Source organism: Halorubrum sp. Ea8, from assembly GCF_002252925.1.
Lineage (GTDB): Archaea > Halobacteriota > Halobacteria > Halobacteriales > Haloferacaceae > Halorubrum.
The window spans coordinates 55,172-70,464 of record NZ_NHPF01000093.1; the positions used below are offsets into that span (position 1 = coordinate 55,172).

The 15,293-nt window shown below is 66.0% G+C and carries 12 protein-coding genes and 1 pseudogene; 8 read left to right on the plus strand and 5 right to left on the minus strand.

Annotated features, from left to right (window positions below; genetic code table 11):
- Positions 1–138 precede the first annotated feature (138 nt).
- From DJ74_RS10225 to DJ74_RS10235, 3 genes are all read left to right on the plus strand, one after another.
- Positions 139–894, plus strand: coding sequence for a helix-turn-helix domain-containing protein (locus DJ74_RS10225; protein ID WP_094527169.1), 756 nt, complete (start codon positions 139–141; stop codon positions 892–894).
- 79 nt (positions 895–973) lie between these two features.
- Positions 974–3,412 carry a cation-translocating P-type ATPase gene (locus DJ74_RS10230; protein ID WP_094527170.1) on the plus strand — a complete coding sequence of 813 codons (2,439 nt, stop codon included), beginning with the start codon at positions 974–976 and terminating at the stop codon, positions 3,410–3,412.
- A gap of 483 nt (positions 3,413–3,895) precedes the next feature.
- Positions 3,896–4,363 carry a molybdopterin-dependent oxidoreductase gene (locus tag DJ74_RS10235; protein ID WP_241881416.1) on the plus strand — a complete coding sequence of 156 codons (468 nt, stop codon included), beginning with the start codon at positions 3,896–3,898 and terminating at the stop codon, positions 4,361–4,363.
- Positions 4,364–4,641: 278 nt separating this feature from the next.
- On the opposite strand, the gene DJ74_RS10240 is transcribed toward DJ74_RS10235, so the two are convergent.
- Positions 4,642–5,295: a hypothetical protein gene (locus DJ74_RS10240; RefSeq protein ID WP_094527171.1), complete on the minus strand. Its 654-nt coding sequence runs from the start codon at positions 5,293–5,295 to the stop codon at positions 4,642–4,644.
- A gap of 145 nt (positions 5,296–5,440) precedes the next feature.
- Between DJ74_RS10240 and DJ74_RS10245 the strand changes: the two genes are divergently transcribed.
- Complete coding sequence (locus tag DJ74_RS10245; RefSeq protein ID WP_094527172.1) at positions 5,441–6,016, plus strand: MarR family transcriptional regulator; 576 nt, start codon at positions 5,441–5,443, stop codon at positions 6,014–6,016.
- A 146-nt stretch (positions 6,017–6,162) separates the two neighbouring features.
- On the plus strand, positions 6,163–6,687 hold the full coding sequence (locus tag DJ74_RS10250; protein WP_141212697.1) for a hypothetical protein: 525 nt from the start codon (positions 6,163–6,165) through the stop codon (positions 6,685–6,687).
- Between the two features lie 221 nt (positions 6,688–6,908).
- Here DJ74_RS10250 and DJ74_RS20030 read toward each other — a convergent pair.
- Positions 6,909–7,202: pseudogene (locus DJ74_RS20030) on the minus strand (FAD-binding domain-containing protein); the annotation flags it as partial.
- 904 nt (positions 7,203–8,106) lie between these two features.
- Between DJ74_RS20030 and DJ74_RS10260 the strand changes: the two are divergent.
- Together DJ74_RS10260 and DJ74_RS10265 are read left to right on the plus strand one after the other, a co-directional pair.
- Positions 8,107–9,219, plus strand: coding sequence for a mechanosensitive ion channel family protein (locus DJ74_RS10260; RefSeq protein ID WP_094523574.1), 1,113 nt, complete (start codon positions 8,107–8,109; stop codon positions 9,217–9,219).
- Positions 9,220–9,882: 663 nt separating this feature from the next.
- Positions 9,883–10,944, plus strand: coding sequence for a hypothetical protein (locus DJ74_RS10265; RefSeq protein ID WP_094527175.1), 1,062 nt, complete (start codon positions 9,883–9,885; stop codon positions 10,942–10,944).
- 109 nt (positions 10,945–11,053) lie between these two features.
- On the opposite strand, the gene DJ74_RS10270 is transcribed toward DJ74_RS10265, so the two are convergent.
- Complete coding sequence (locus tag DJ74_RS10270) at positions 11,054–11,764, minus strand: ferredoxin--NADP reductase (RefSeq protein WP_094527176.1); 711 nt, start codon at positions 11,762–11,764, stop codon at positions 11,054–11,056.
- Between the two features lie 450 nt (positions 11,765–12,214).
- The gene (locus DJ74_RS10275; protein ID WP_094523568.1) at positions 12,215–13,057 is read right to left on the minus strand and encodes a YihY/virulence factor BrkB family protein; all 843 of its coding nucleotides are present in this window, start codon (positions 13,055–13,057) and stop codon (positions 12,215–12,217) included.
- 370 nt (positions 13,058–13,427) lie between these two features.
- Between DJ74_RS10275 and DJ74_RS10280 the strand changes: the two genes are divergently transcribed.
- Positions 13,428–14,816, plus strand: coding sequence for a DUF389 domain-containing protein (locus tag DJ74_RS10280; protein WP_094523566.1), 1,389 nt, complete (start codon positions 13,428–13,430; stop codon positions 14,814–14,816).
- Here the strand turns inward: DJ74_RS10280 and DJ74_RS10285 are convergent.
- Positions 14,805–15,200 carry a hypothetical protein gene (locus DJ74_RS10285; protein ID WP_094523564.1) on the minus strand — a complete coding sequence of 132 codons (396 nt, stop codon included), beginning with the start codon at positions 15,198–15,200 and terminating at the stop codon, positions 14,805–14,807. The two genes, DJ74_RS10280 and DJ74_RS10285, sit on opposite strands and share 12 nt — an antisense overlap.
- Positions 15,201–15,293: the final 93 nt, after the last annotated feature.

The following is a 15,293-nucleotide window of genomic DNA, read 5'->3' on the forward strand; positions in this document are numbered from 1 at the left end:
GCGGGCGCGGCGCGCACAGATTCACCCGCGATCGCTGGATTCGGCCGCGAAGCTCGAAATCGAGCGCAGACGCGTCGCGGAGGCGGAGCGCTGGGGCCGAGGCCACCTGTTATGTCCGACAGTCACCTACGGGCCCCCATGCGCGAACTCGTCTTCGCCCTCGAGTACGAACCGGGGCGCAACAGGGTGGCCGACGCGCTCGCCGCCCACCCCGGGGCGCGGGTGCGGTCGCTGTCGCTGCACGCCACCGACGACCACCTCTGGCGGGTCGACCACGCCACGGGCGCGCCGGACGCGCTCGCGGCCGTCGAGGCCGCCTTCACCGACGGCGACTACTACGCCGACTGCCTCGCGACGGAGGACTGCGGCGCGACCCAGACCACCCGCGTCCTCGACCGGACCGACGACACGCTCGTGCTGTACACCGACTGGGAGCCCACGCCCGTCTGCGCGTCCGTCCCGCACATCGCCCGCGACCACCTCGGCGACGGCGTGCTGTTCGAGACCCGCCACGAGGGGCGCCACTACACCTGGCGGCTCATCCACTCCGGCGAGGGCGACGTGGGGGCCTTCTTCGACGCCCTCCGGACCGCCGTCGGCGACGCCGCCCGCATGGAGCTACTCAGGACGGCGCACACCTCGGCGGGCGACGAGACGCGGGGCGACGCGGACGGCGTCGGGCTCTCCCCGGAGCAGGAGGCCGCGCTCAGGGCCGCGGTCGAGCACGGCTACTACGAGTCGCCGCGGGCGGTCGACGCCGGGGAGCTCGCGGCCCACCTCGACGTGCCGCGCTCGACGCTCACCTACCGGCTCCGTCGGGCCGAGGAGCGCCTGGCGAAGGCGCACGTCGCCCGGTCGGTCGCGGGCGACGGCGCCCCCGCGTCGTTCGATTGACCGTGCCGCCGCCGTCGATCGGCGCCAGTTGGAAATATCCAAACAAGGCTTATCGATATGAGGGCCCTCTCTCGACGTAATGAGTGACGAGCCGGACGGACGCGGAGACGCACGCGGGGACGAGGCCGCCGATACCGGCACGGACGGCGGACGACGCGAGCTGACCGCCGGCCTCGCGGTCCCCGAGATGGACTGCCCGTCGTGCGCCGGGAAGGTCGACAGCGCACTGGGGCGCGTCGACGGCGTGACCGACGTCGCGCTCAACCCCACCGCCGGTACCGCGACGGTCGCCTACGACCCCGATCGCGCGGACGAGAGCGATGTCGTCGCGGCGATCGAAGGAGCCGGTTACGAGGTCACCGGCGGCCGATCGGGCGGCGAGGGGAGCGCCGACGGCGACCGCGGTGGGACCGCCGACGGGGCGTCCGGCGACGTCGCCGTCGCGCCCCCGTCGGAGGTCTGGACGACGCCGCGCGCGAAGAAGACGTGGCTGGGCGCGGTCCTCGTGGTCGGCGGGCTCCTGTTCGAGTTCGTCCTGACCGGCTCGAACCCCGCGGTGGCGAGCGTGCTCGGCGTCCCGCTCACGCTCGCGGACGTCCTGTTCGTCGGCGCCGTCGCGGCCAGCGGGATCCCCGTCGTCCGCGGCGGCTACTACTCCGCGCTGAACCAGAGCCTCGACATCGACCTGCTGATGGGGACGGCCATCGTCGCCGCGACCGGGATCGGTTACTTCGTCGAGGCCGCCACGCTCGCGGTCCTCTTCAGCGTCGCCGAGCTGCTGGAGGACTACGCGATGGACCGCGCCCGCGACTCCCTGCGCGAGCTGATGGAGCTGTCCCCGGACGAGGCCACCGTCAGGCGAGAGGGCGGCGAGACGACCGTCCCGACCGACGACGTCGCGGTCGGCGAGACCGTGATCGTCCGCCCGGGCGAGAAGGTCCCGCTCGACGGGACGGTGATCGAGGGGGAGAGCGCGGTCGACGAGTCCCCGATCACCGGCGAGAGCGTCCCCGTCGACAAGGCCCCGGGCGACGAGGCGTTCGCGGGCGCGATCAACGAGGAGGGGTACCTGGAGATCGAGGTGACCTCGACCGCGGGCGACTCCACCCTCTCGCGGATCATCGAACTGGTGCAGGGCGCGCAGGCGGAGAAGACGGAGACGGAGCGGTTCGTCGACCGCTTCGCGGGCTACTACACGCCGGTCGTAGTCGTCTTAGCGATTCTGACGGCCGCGGTGCCGCCACTGGTGATCGGCGAGCCGGTGACCGTCGACCTCGCCGGCTACCCGTTCGTCTTCGCCGCGGACTGGGGGACGTGGTTCGTCCGCGGGCTCACGCTGCTCGTGATCGCCTGCCCCTGCGCGTTCGTCATCTCGACGCCGGTCTCGGTCGTCTCCGGGATCACCAGCGCGGCGAAGAACGGCGTCCTGATCAAGGGCGGCAACCACCTGGAGGTGATGGGCCAAGTCGACGCCGTCGCGCTCGACAAGACCGGGACGCTCACCCGGGGCGAACTCGCCGTCACCGATCTCGTCCCGCTCGGCGGCGCCGACGAGGAGACGCTGCTCCGTCGGGCCGCCGCGCTGGAGCGCCGGAGCGAACACCCGATCGCCGCCGCGATCCTCGGCCGCGCCGAGCGCGCGGGCGTGGGAGCCCTCGCGGAGCCGGCCGGGTTCGAGAGCCTGACCGGGAAGGGCGTCCGCGCGGATATCGACGGCGAGACGTACTACGCCGGGAAGCCGGCGCTGTTCGAGGGGCTCGGCTTCGACCTCTCGCGGGCCCGTGCAAAGACCGACGGCGGGGTCGCGGACGGCGGGGTCGTGACCGAGGGCGACGACGGCGGGTCCGGAGGAGCCGGCGACGGCGCGTTCGCCGAGGGGTCGCTCGCCGCCTTAGAGAGCGAGGGGAAGACCGTCGTGCTCGTCGGGACGGCGACGGAGCTGACCGGGGCGATCGCCGTCGCGGACGAGGTTCGCCCCGAATCGAAGCGGGCCGTCGAGCGCCTCCGCGAGCTCGGCGTGGAGCGCGTCGTGATGCTGACCGGCGACAACGAGGGGACGGCGCGGGCGATAGCCGAGTCGGTCGGCGTCGACGAGTACCGCGCCGAGCTCCTGCCGGAGGAGAAGGTCGCGGCGGTGGAGTCGCTGCGGGCCGAGTACGGCGAGGTCGCGATGGTGGGCGACGGGATCAACGACGCCCCCGCGCTGGCGACGGCCGACGTCGGCGTCGCGATGGGCGCCGCGGGGACGGACACGGCCCTGGAGACCGCCGACATCGCGCTGATGGGCGACGACGTGGCGAAGCTCCCGTACCTCTACGCGCTCTCGCACACGGCCAACGGGGTCATCCGCCAGAACGTCTGGGCGAGCCTCGGGGTGAAGGCGCTGCTCGCGCTCGGCGTGCCGCTGGGGCTGGTGAGCGTCGCCGTCGCGGTCGTCGTCGGCGACATGGGAATGAGCCTCGGCGTCACCGGCAACGCGATGCGGCTCTCCGGGATCGAGCCCGAGTCGTACGAGTAGTCGGGGGCGCGAGGCCGACGCTCGCGGCCCGATAAACAAACATGAACTATTATTAAGGATGCCCGTCTCGGGAGAATCGTGCCACCCGTAGTACACGACTGACGCAGGCTCGGAATCGGCGGCGACGCGCCCCGAGGGTCCGAGTACGCGCGAGACGAGCATCGAGGCGGAGACGCCGGACCGCGACGACGAACTGCCGACCGCGGAGGAAGCGATCGCGCAGTGCGCGGCGGCGTTCGACGCGACGGACGACGGGCGACTCCCCAACGGGATCGACCGATGGAACGCGTACGCGGGGTCCTGTCACGGCGGCGACTGACCGCCCGCCGACCGCGTTTTTTCCAGATGCCGACGACGACCGAGCGGCGACGCCGCGAACCCGTTCGAGCGGGGCCTCAGGTCGCGGGAACGAGGCGGCCCATTCAAACCCGCGCGCTCGTCATCAACGGGCATGTGCCCGAGCGAACGCGGAGGCGATCCGCCGTGGAAGTGAGCGACCGGGACCCCGACGCGTCGGCGCCCGTAGCGGCGTCGGTCGAGGTCGAGCTGTCCGGGCTCGCGGACGGGGTCGTCGCGTGCGACGAGTTCGACGACGGGGCGCTCGAATCGGTCGCCGAGGAGTTCCTGTGCGCCAGCGGCGAGCGGTGGGGCGGCGCGTGGCGCGGGGTCGCCGTCGGGTCGCTGCTGGACCGTCCGGACGTGACGGTCGCCCCAGACGCGACCCACGTCCGCGTCGCCGCCGACGGCTACGCCGTCTGCGTCCCGCTGAAAACGGCGCTCGACGCGGTGCTGGCCGTCGAGCGCGGCGGCGACCCGCTGCCGGCCGCCCGCGCGCCGCGGTTCGTCGCCCCCGTCGACGCCGGCCGGACGGTGAAGAGAGTGCGGGAGCTCCGGTTCCTGCGGCTGGCCCCGGGAGAAGACCCCCAGGAGTACGAGGATCTCGGGTATTGACCGCGGCGACTCCGACCCGGTTAGCCCCGCCGCCGACCCGTCGGCTTTAGTCCGCGAGGCGACTACCGTCGAGCGGCCGATGACGACGCACCGCTCCGAGCTGCCTCGGCACCAGCGATGACGAGCCCTATGAGTGCCGAGGCCACCGATTTACGTCGACAATACATTCAGACTCATACACGACCCCACAACTGAGTGCTATTGCCTCGTGTTTCGGCCCTAGCGAGATCCACGGTTATCGATCCGAGACTGCTGTCCCATATTCGAGTTCCAGTCCACTACAGCTCACCCATGTCGGTGATGTCGACGACCGTCTCGTTTGCGAGATCGATTTCCGCGCGGTATCTGGCGTCTTCCCTGCCGGCGCGCCCGATCCGGACGACTGCCCGGTCCTCGACGTAAGACGGTTCTCTGTCGACTGTCACGGTGTCGTCCGATTTCTCGACTGTGAGGTTTCTGATCTTTACCGTCTCCCCGGCGGAGAGGGTGCTGTTTGTCTCTTCGACGTCGAATGTGAACGTCGCGGTCTGTGCCTCCCCGGAGTTCAGCTTTCTTATAGGTTCGACCGTGAGTTCCTCGTTTTCGACCGTTTCGAGGTACGACGCGACGGTCCGGTTGGCCCGGACAATCTCGACAGCGCGTCCCCGTTCGTGCCGAGTAAACCGGTCGTTCTCTCGCGTCGTGATCAAAATATCGCCTCCGTCTTCGGTGAGTTCGATATCACTCGTCTCCGAGACATTCGTCACCACCGCGGTGTCACTCTTGTCGCTGGAGGCGGTCACGTTGGTACCAGCGATGCTGACTTCTCCCACCTGGTCCCTGTCGGCGATGGGGTCCCCGACCCCGAGCGCGGCGAGTGTGCCCGCGAGACCGACGCCGACGCTCGCGAGCACGAGGAGGACGACGAGGCCAGTCCGGGCGTCCTCATTCATACGTGACCGTTGGGTGAAAGAGCTCATGAGTACTGGGATGAAACGCGTTCGAAACGCGTTTCGCAGGCGTTTCAACCCGGTTTCGGGCCGAATTTTGCCAGTCGATATCGACGGAGATTAGGGAAGGGATTCGAAGTATCAACCTATGGATTTGCAGGCCCTCCACGGTAAGCAGCTCCTCGCTGCGGTCGTCTTCGTCGCCGCCACAGTCGTTCTCGCGGTACAGCTGATAACCCCCACACCAGTCGTCGTCTCTGTCGGTGAAGGCGGTACGGAGGTCGCGGAACTGGGCGGGTACTTCCAGTACCGTGATGTAGCGGTCATCACCGTCTCTGCGGTCCTGCTCGGTTCGAGCGGGACGTACCTCGTTACAACGGATTGGTCGGGTAGAGATGCCAAATCACCGGCTATCGACCGGAGACCGCCGGATTCCGCCGGCGGCGCGGTGCGGACGGATGGGAACGACGGGCTCGCACCGAGCGGGGACCTCCTCGACGCGCGCCGCGAGGAGTGGGAGGAAACCGCCGAGCGCCTGGCGAAAAACGAGCGTGAGATCTACGAGACGATCCTCGACGAGGACGGCGTGATGGCCCAAAGCGACATCGTCGACGCGACGGATCTCTCGAAGGCGACGGTCAGCCGCACGCTCGACAGCCTGGAGACGAAAAACCTCGTCGAGCGCAAACGCCGCGGGATGGGTAACATGGTTTTGCTCCTGTAGCCGAAACCCGTTTCGAAACCGTTTCAAACGCCTTCTCAACGGGTCTCTAAGGGGTTTTTCCTACAAGGTCCAGGTGGAGCGATCCTCCGAACGGATCACTCCGATACACAATGCGAACGAAGCTAATCGCGCTCGCCCTCGCGGCGATGCTCACCGTTGGAGCCGGTGGCGTCGTCGCAGCCGGAGCGAGCTCTGGTGACGCATCCGGAGAACAGCTTCCAGATGACTACACGGTCGAGATAACCGATCCGTTTGACGAACTGTCCTCGGACGAGGTCGACGAGGCCATCGAGACAGCCTGGTCCGACGAGCAGGTCCAGAGCAGCCTCGATGCCGGTGACGGCGTCCACTTCGACGTCGTCGCGGGCACGGAGAAGGTGCAGGTCGCCGTCGCACCCGGCTCCGACGCCGAGGATCAGGTCGTCGCCAAGATCGATTCCGATGGAACCGTGACGGACGTCTTCGAGCCGTCGCTGACGGCCGAAGATTCCGAGACGCTCGATATCGCTGAACCGGTCGACGCCTCCGGGGACGGCACTATCCGTGTCGAGGACGAGGACCACGAGTACGACGAGAAACTATCCGCAGACCAGGCGATGCGGGTCGAAGTGAAGAACATGAGTCTCCTCGAGGATGGCGAGAGTGTCAGCGTCGAGGTTGCCGATGAGTAGTCGGTGAGGACAGCCGTCCAGCCCGTGGCGGAAATCGCGATCCGCGGCCTGGTCCCCACGCTGTAGGAACCGACGCCCGACGCGGAAACGTCACTGCTGGACACTCCGCGACACGCTCCGTACAGGGTGTCCCTCCGATTCGGCACCACGACCCACGAACAGTATTTCCCCGCAGTCTGTCACCCCGCGGACATTCTTTCAGACCCCTGGGAGCACCGTCATCAACCAAGTTCCGCGTACCGACGCTCGATATCGATCACCGGCCGCGGGTAGTCGACGCCGAGTTCGACGCCGTAGCTGGCCTGCTCGTCGTCGCTCAGCCGCCACGGGCGGTGAGCGTACTCGGCCGGCAGACCGTCGAGTTCGGGGAGCCAGGTCCTGATGTACGCGGCCGCGTCGTCGTGGTACTCGCCCTGCGAGAGCACCTCGAAGCGGTTGTCCCGCGAGTCGTTGCCGACGCCGGTCTGGTAGACCCAGTTCCCCCAGTTCGAGACGATGTCGTAGCCGACGAGTTTCGGTCCGCAGAGTCCGCACAGGCATGAGGCCGTAGTACTGTGACGAGAGTATCTGGTTTCCTGTCGCAGATTGGCTCCATCGTCGTGGCTGGACAGTGTATACCGCTCGCGGCGAAGACCGATTCGGTGACCCGGATACAGAACATCTCGCCTCCCGCGATAAGAATGATAGAAGTATTCAGCACTGCTAGTTGACATCCTCCTTCGCGTAAACGCGGAGGAATCCCGAGCGGTGGGAGTTTCAGGTTCGCAGTCTAATTACCGGACTCCCAGTCCTTTCGGGCACGGGTAGTCCCACAGTGTCGGACTGGTGGACTGCTGGCCATGCCAACTGGCCGTTACCCCTATCCTCGGCCGTGTACGGCGTCCCAGTGTTGTTTTTGTCACGGGGACGCTGGCAGGCATCACCGGAGTTGGGGATATCGTCTGACTCGCTTCGAGCAGTCAACACAGACACACCCTTCGAGGATGTAGCGTTCACCGACTGCCCTTTCAGATACTGCCTCGTTACGCGGGCGGACAGGCCGCCTCTGAAGGACGGTTCGGAATCCGCTCCGTTCCGACCGATTCCTAACTACGTATAGAGCGGCCTGTCAGTTAAACCTCGGTATATGAAACTCGGTACAGACGTTGGGCCAGTGGATTGCTTCCCACCATGTCGGCTTCATCACCCGCCTAAAGGCGGGTGTATTCGCCTTCCAGCCTGTATAATCGCAGGCCGAAGTCGGTTGGTACTGGTAAGTCGTCGGGGTTCGAGCGTCGAGGCCACGTTTTCGCGTTCGCCCTGACGCACTCCGTCGACCGCCCGGTCGCCGCCGGCGAGTGACGCACCGATACGCGGCAGACGCGACCCGTGCGTCGGACGCGGCCATAGAGTTATGATACCGGGGAACACGCCTCCTGTATGCCAGTTGTCTCGTTGCTGTCGGAGACGTACTTCGGAAGCACGATCCAGCAGTACTTCCTGTTTTTCGCCGTGCTGTGCCTCGGTGCAGTGGTCGGCCGGTCGCTGAGCTTCTTTTACCGGCGTAGACTGCGGCGGAAAGTCGAAGCGACGGAGACGGAGGTCGACGACATCGTCGTCTACGCGCTCGGGCGGCCCGTCGTCCTCCTCGGCGTCGTGTTCGGTGCGGTCGCGGGACGACGCATCCTCTCGCCGGTCGAGCCGCTGGAGTCGGTGTTGAACGCCTCGGTCGAGATTCCCGTCATCGTGGCTATCGCGTGGATCGCAGTCCGGTTGACGGACGGGTTCGTCGAGACCTACCTCATGAGGTACGTCGAACGCACGGAGTCCAAGCTCGACGACGAGCTCGTTCCGATTGTCAGCCGGATCGCCAACATCGCCATCGTCTCCGTCGCGGGCATCGTCGTGCTGGACTCGCTGGGGTACGACGTCGTGGCCGTCATCGCCTCACTCGGCGTGGCCGGGGTCGCAGTCGCCTTCGCTTCCCGCGAGACCATGGCCGACATCTTCGGCGGCGCGCACATCCTCTCGACGAAGCCCTTCCTCGTCGACGACATCGTCGATATCGAGGGGACGACCGGTACCGTCGAAGAGATCGGACTCCGGACGACGCGCATCCGAGATTTCGACGGGCGGGTTGTGACGCTCCCGAACGCGTCGATCGCGAAGGCCGAGGTGCGAAATATTTCCGCAGAGCCGACCCGACGGGTGAAGACCTTCCTCGGGCTGTCGTACGACACGACGCCGGCGGAGATGGAATCCGCCGTCGAACTGGTCGTCGACACGACGAACGAGGTCGACGGCGTCGACGCCGAGCGGACTGGCGCGTGGTTCTGGGACTACGGGGACTCGGCGATGCGGATCAGGCTCGAGTACCACATCGAGGCCCTCGACCGCTGGAAGGAGGTCAGAGGGGCCGTGAACGGCGAGATTCAACGGGCGTTCGCGGACGCCGGGTTCGACATGGCGTTCCCGACCAGGACGGTCCGGGTCGAACGCTCAGACGGGGACGAGGAACCGATCCGTCTCGGGAAGGTCGACGACGGGGGTTGAGCCCGGACGCGGCGCCGATTGCCGACCGGTCGGACCGACCGATCGACTGGCTTTCGACCGCAATCGGCCTTCTCGTCGGAATCGGCGGAGTGCACTATTCACCGCCGGTAGCTCGAGAGTCACGAGCGCCGAGGCGGTTTCTCTGACGGACGCGTTCGCCCCAAAGTCCGGGCTGCGGGAGAGACGTTCCGACGCTCTGCCGCGGTCAGAACTCGATCGGTGACCGGTCCGCACTCGCCACGTTCCGGTCGCGCACGGGGAACGTCCCCTCAGAGCGGGATCGAAGTTAGGGCCGGCACGAGGGAGGCGATGACGAGCCCTATGAGTGCCGAGGCCAGCTTTCTATCCATACATTTTCGAGGAGAAGTGCACGAACGTCTGAGAATCGCGTCTGCTGCCCTCTAAGAGGGGACAGTCGTCATTTGAGGTCGAATAGAGTACAATTTGAGCGGTTAGAGACGACGTGAGGCAATGGTCCGTACGACTCTGTCTCAAGAGCTATACGAATTAGCACAGAGACAGAGAATATGTCCGACGATGGATTCAGAATCTCTGAAAAGAGTGAGAACGATTAGTTGCAGAGGAGGTTGATGAACTCCCGATTAACACTCCACAGAGACAGGTTGTAGTTTTTGACCGTACAGGCCGTATTTTCTCGAACAGATGATAGCCTCGAGGGAGATTCCGGCGGAGCGTGGCTTAGAGGTTCCACTCCGGGTTGACTACGTTGCAGACGACCCGGCCGAACCCACGTCCATGGTATACTGTACCGATATCGAGGGGACGGAGCTACGGGTAGCAGTCCAAGAGCCATCAGCTACTGAATCGTCGTTGGAGACGGGCAAATGGTACCGGTTCGACCGGGTCGTCCGGTCGAGGTCACTCGGGGCCCAGCTCGTGTTTCCATCCGGTAACAGTGGCGTGGAACGTATCGAGGCACCGGAGCCTCAGACACACCCGCCACTGGCTGAACTTGACACGCCGTGGCTGGTCCAGCTAGGGGCAAGCGACGAACGTATCGCTGTGACCGTCCAACCCCGGCCGACGGATGAGGCGGGGGGTATCCGGGTGGAAGACCCGGAGACGTACGAAATCGCCGCCGTTTGTTTCGCATACTGTGACCGGTCCAGTGATGCGACGGTATATCATCGCGAGGAACCCGACACGCGAGACGAACAGCTCCTGCTCGAGCACGTCGTCGAAGACCTTTCGGAGGCAGAAGGCGCAACGCTTGTGACGCGTGGATACGACCGCTTTCCGCTCGAAATGCTCTATCAACGTCTCGCGCAAGCATCGGGGGGCGATGTCGTTGGGACCGGAGCAGAGCGGGTGCTGAACGGGTGTTTCCACGCAACCCCGGAGAGCGTCCCGGTCAGATCGGAGGCTGACACGGTTGTCGAAGCGGCTCGTCAACTTGGCATCGAGGTCGATCCGGTTCTACTCAGCGACTACGACATCGGGATCGACCGGGCAGACTGGCGCGGCGAGGTCGACACCATGCCGCTCTCGGACGTATCTGACCCACGGATGACCGACGGTGACTATGCGACGCTCGTCGAGCGGTATCTCGGTCCCGAGGACGGATCGGTCGATTCGGTACAACTCGCTCACTGCCTGAAAGCGTACGCGAGCGCAGATCTTGGTCTACTCCGTGAACTCGTAGCGCACGGCACGATGGACCGACTCGGCTGTCCGCGGCTCTCCGAGCGCCGTCTCAAACGATAGTCAAGCCGGGCCTACCGGGATACCGTACCAGGAGCCGAACCGGGGACGGTCAGATCAAGCGAACCGACTGCGAACGGTCCTTGCACTGACCGAATATCGTCACTCCTCGTTAGTCGTCTGCGACGACGCTGTCTTCCCAGCCTTCGCTGTGAATTCGCTCGTCGGGCGCTCCAAGCTCGGCCAGTCGGTTTTTCGCCTGGACGACCATCGGCGGGACCCCGCACACGTAGAAGTCCCGCTCGGTGAACTCGTCGAACAGGTCTTCGAGGTGTTCCTGTGCGTATCCGATCCGCCCGGTCCATTCCCAGTTGGGGTCCGAGAGCACGAAGGTCAGGTTGAGATTGGGATTGTTCGCCGCCAGTTCATTGAGCGTCTCTCGGTGAATGATGGTCTCCGCTCGCTTCTCGCCGAGGAGGATGTGCGCGTGGCCAGTGCCCTCGCGCAGATACTGCCGGAGCATCGCCATCATCGGTGTGAGGCCCGTGCCGGACGCGAGGAAAGCGACGTCTCGGCTCGTGTCGACGAGTGATAACGCGCCCTCTATCGAGCCGATCTCGACCGTGTCACCCGGTCGCTTCTGGTGCATGTACGACGACGCCAGTCCGTCATCGTAGCGTTTGATCGTCAGTGCCAGCTCTTCGCTACCGGGCAGATTCGTCGGCGTGTACGGGCGGACGATTCGCTCGTTGCCCGATTCGAACCGGATCGTCGTGTGCTGTCCCGGGTCGTACTCGAACTCGTGACCGGGTACTCGCAGACGGAACCCTTTCACTCGGGGCGTGATCTGATACGTGTCAACAACTTTTGCTTCGTGTGTCATGGTGAACGAGAGCGCTGTGTGGTGCAGCCAGGCGTGCGCTGCTCCGCTGAGGCGGTTCGGCCGTGTCGAAACATGATATGTCGGTGATCTATTAGTTTCGTCAAACGGTGTTTTGCCAGTCTCCGCGATGCGTTCCGGCAGGAACCGAGCGAAACGGTTCGATAAGGGGGTTGGCGCCGGAATCGGGCAACGCTGATGTATTGATTTTTGTTTATATATGTATGGTAGAAATACACAGGCATAAACAGCGCGGCTGGTCAGTAGTATCGAGAAGCCGTACGGCATGTCCGAGCTTCCACGTAGGGTCGACCGCCCGAAGAGTGGTAATCGAAAGTGAACAGATAATGGACTGAGCGGCGTCTATAACTGTGTTAAGTACATTCACTATGGATAGGTTGTGAGTCGTGAGTGCCGAGGCCACCGTTTCTTCCGATGCCGCCCGTCTCCCGGTCACCCGTCGGGACGCTCGCCGGCGTCGATGTCGACGCTCCCCGTCAGAACGGCGTTCAGGGCCGCCCCGGCGAGGAGCGTCAGGCCGCCGACGTACAGCCACGTCAACACCAGAAGGACGCCGCCGGCGACGCCGTACAGTCTGACGCTCTGTGAGGTCGAGATGTACAGCCGGAGCCCGACGGCGCAGAGCGCCCACGCGACCGCGGCGAGCGCCGCGCCCGGAAACGCCTGCGAGAGCGTCGTCTCCGGGGCCGAGAACCGGTAGTACATCGGCAGAAACCCGGCGAAGAGCGCGACGCACAGCAGCGGAGCACTGACCGCCCTAACGACGGAGACGTCCGTCGCGACCGTCAGCGCCACCACGAGCAGCGACCCGACGGGAACGAGGACGATGATCGTCGCGAACACGATCAGACTGTCCAACACGGTCTCGACCACCGAGTGCTCGTGGCGCACGCCGTGTATCGTCTGGAACGACACGTTGATCGCCTGCACCAATCGCAGCGAGCTCCACAACAGGATCAGACCGGCGATGACGACCGCCCGTCGTCGGTCCGCGTCGTCGCCGACGATCGAATCCAACGAGGCGGCGAGCGCGCCGGCGTCGATCCCGGCCACGGCTCCGAAGAGGCCGACGGCGGGGCCGAGCCACCCGGCCGCCGAGAGCCCGATAAACGCGAACAACAGCAGCGGCACGAGGGAGTTGAACAGGTAAAACGCGACGCCCGAAGCGACGACGCCGATATCGTTTTTCCGGGCGAGCGCGACGACCGCCGCCGCGAGTTGCCTTACCGACGCGCGGGAGGGGCCCCTCGCGTCGTCGGATCCCGACGGCCTCATGCGCCGACGGAGGCTCCGTCTTCAGTCATCGAGGGCGTCGAACGGGGGTCGAGGCCTCACGGTCGACGGCGGGCGTCGGTCGACCGGTGTCGCGAGTGACGCGGTGTCCATGCGGGTAGTGGCGGAGACGATTCATTAGTTATACTGTCGCAAAACCGGCGAGGTGTCAGCGGTTCACGAGTAGAGGGCCCTGGCCTCGTCGCTACGCGGGTCGCGAGCGTCCGGACCGGTTTCTCACGTGTCGTGAGTCGGTTTTAACTCCGATAGCGTCGAGCGTTGCGCTCGATGTCGGACCGCTCGGTCGAATATGTTCTCCGTTACTGATCCGTAGCAGGTGATTAGTAAAACGCATCTGCCGCGACTGGCCGGTGTGAGACTCGTTCAGGTTTTCGTCCCGAAAGACGACCGCGACGCCGTCCGAGAGGCGCTCTCGGAGATGGAGGTGGAGTTCGTCTTCACCGACGCGAACGGTGGTCGAGAGGGGAGTCTGGCGGAGATACCGGTGCCGTCAGGCGCCGTGGGCGTGGTCCTCGACCGGCTGTACGAGGCCGGACTCGACGAGGACACGTACACCGTCGTCACGGACGTCGAGGAGGCGACGGTGCCGAACGCGGACGAGTTGGAAGACCGGTACGTCGAGGGGCCGAAGGGTAAAAGAGGCGCTCCGAACGTCGAAATCCGGGCGCGCGCGGAGGATCTGACGCCGGACACGGCGACCTACCTCGCGTTCGCCGTCGCGAGCGCCGTCGTCGCGGTCGGCGGCCTCCTCCTGGACTCCGCGATCGTCATCGTCGGCGCCATGGTGATCGCGCCGTTCGCCGGATCGACGCTCTCCGCGAGCGTCGGCGCCGTCATCAGCGACCACGAGATGGTCGTCGACAGCGCCACCTCGCAGGTGACGGGACTCGTCGTCGCGTACCTCGGCGCGGTCGCGATGAGCGTGTTCCTGCAGCGGAGCGGATTCGTCCCGTCGACGCTGGACGTCGCGACCATCGGGCAGGTGGGCGCGTTCGTCACCCCGAACCTCCTGACGTTCGCCATCGCCGTCTCCGCCGGGTTCGCCGGCGCGCTCGCGATCGCGACCGACCTCCCCGTCTCCATCGCCGGCGTCGCCGTCGCGGCGGCCATCGTCCCCGCGGCGGCGGTGGCCGGCATCGGCACGGCCTGGGGCCAGCCGCTCGTCGTCGCGGGCGGAACCGTCCTGCTCTTGATGAACATCGTCTTCATCAACCTCACCGCGTACCTCACGCTCGTCGCGCTCGGCTACCGTTCGTCGGTCATTCCCGCCGTCCGCGAGAGCGCCGACGTCTCGCTGCGGTCGGGCGCGTACGCCGTGATCGTCCTGTTGTTCGTCGTCGTCGTCGCGGTGACCGCCCTCGGCACGTACCAGCACCTCGTCTTCGAGCAGGAGGCGAACGACGGGGTCCAAACGGTCCTCGACGGCGAGGAGTACAGCGAGCTGGAGCTCGCCGGCGTCGCGACCGAGTACAACGACGCGGGCGCGTTCAGCGACGAGGTCTCGGTGACGGTAACTGTGGGGCGCTCCGGCGACAGCGAACACGAGCGGCTCGCGACCGATCTCCAGGCCGAGATCGACAACCGGACGGCTCGATCGGTCCGCGTCGACGTTCGGTTCGTCGACTACCAGCGCGCGCCGGCCACCGGCGACGGCGAGCGGGGCGTGCGGTGGCCGTTCGATGAGTGGAGACCGTCGCTCGACGAATGGATTCCGACCTCGGCGAGGACCTCAGTCGCGTAAGCGTCGCCACAAGCTCCGACACTTGCGGCGGAGCTTTGTCAGGAGCGACCCGATCCGACGCGATCCGGTGAGGAGCCGTAACGCGCGCACCGAGCGACCGACGCGGAGGAGTCGGAACGGACGGAACCACGGGACCGCGGTGAGGACGAGAACCCAGTTCGAACGGACGAACTCCCTCGGGCCGCTGTCCGACCACCGATAGAGGAGCACGAGGTCGAGGAGGAAGACGACGAGGAGCCACTGCAGCGCGCCGCGGACCGCCTTCTCGGTCCCCGCGGAGGCGACGAGCAGATCGACGCCGATCGCGAGGTCGGCGAGGAACAGCGCGATCCAAGCGATCGCCGCGAGCTCGACGAGCGGCGGCCACCAGCGTTGGGCGTCCATCTATCGGAGACCCGGACGCCGCGATTCGAACCGCGTCACCGGGTCGATCGCGGACCTCACGGAGCCGAGGCCCGCGTTCGCGCGCTCTCTGCT

What these genes read in the sequence shown, in the direction of transcription:
- DJ74_RS10225 (WP_094527169.1), top strand. Translation starts at nt 139, where the DNA reads ATGCGCGAACTCGTCTTCGCCCTCGAGTACGAACCGGGGCGCAACAGG.
- DJ74_RS10230 (WP_094527170.1), top strand. Translation starts at nt 974, where the DNA reads ATGAGTGACGAGCCGGACGGACGCGGAGACGCACGCGGGGACGAGGCC.
- DJ74_RS10240 (WP_094527171.1), bottom strand. Translation starts at nt 5,295, where the DNA reads ATGAATGAGGACGCCCGGACTGGCCTCGTCGTCCTCCTCGTGCTCGCG.
- DJ74_RS10245 (WP_094527172.1), top strand. Translation starts at nt 5,441, where the DNA reads ATGGATTTGCAGGCCCTCCACGGTAAGCAGCTCCTCGCTGCGGTCGTC.
- DJ74_RS10250 (WP_141212697.1), top strand. Translation starts at nt 6,163, where the DNA reads ATGCTCACCGTTGGAGCCGGTGGCGTCGTCGCAGCCGGAGCGAGCTCT.
- DJ74_RS10260 (WP_094523574.1), top strand. Translation starts at nt 8,107, where the DNA reads ATGCCAGTTGTCTCGTTGCTGTCGGAGACGTACTTCGGAAGCACGATC.
- DJ74_RS10265 (WP_094527175.1), top strand. Translation starts at nt 9,883, where the DNA reads ATGATAGCCTCGAGGGAGATTCCGGCGGAGCGTGGCTTAGAGGTTCCA.
- DJ74_RS10270 (WP_094527176.1), bottom strand. Translation starts at nt 11,764, where the DNA reads ATGACACACGAAGCAAAAGTTGTTGACACGTATCAGATCACGCCCCGA.
- DJ74_RS10275 (WP_094523568.1), bottom strand. Translation starts at nt 13,057, where the DNA reads ATGAGGCCGTCGGGATCCGACGACGCGAGGGGCCCCTCCCGCGCGTCG.
- DJ74_RS10285 (WP_094523564.1), bottom strand. Translation starts at nt 15,200, where the DNA reads ATGGACGCCCAACGCTGGTGGCCGCCGCTCGTCGAGCTCGCGGCGATC.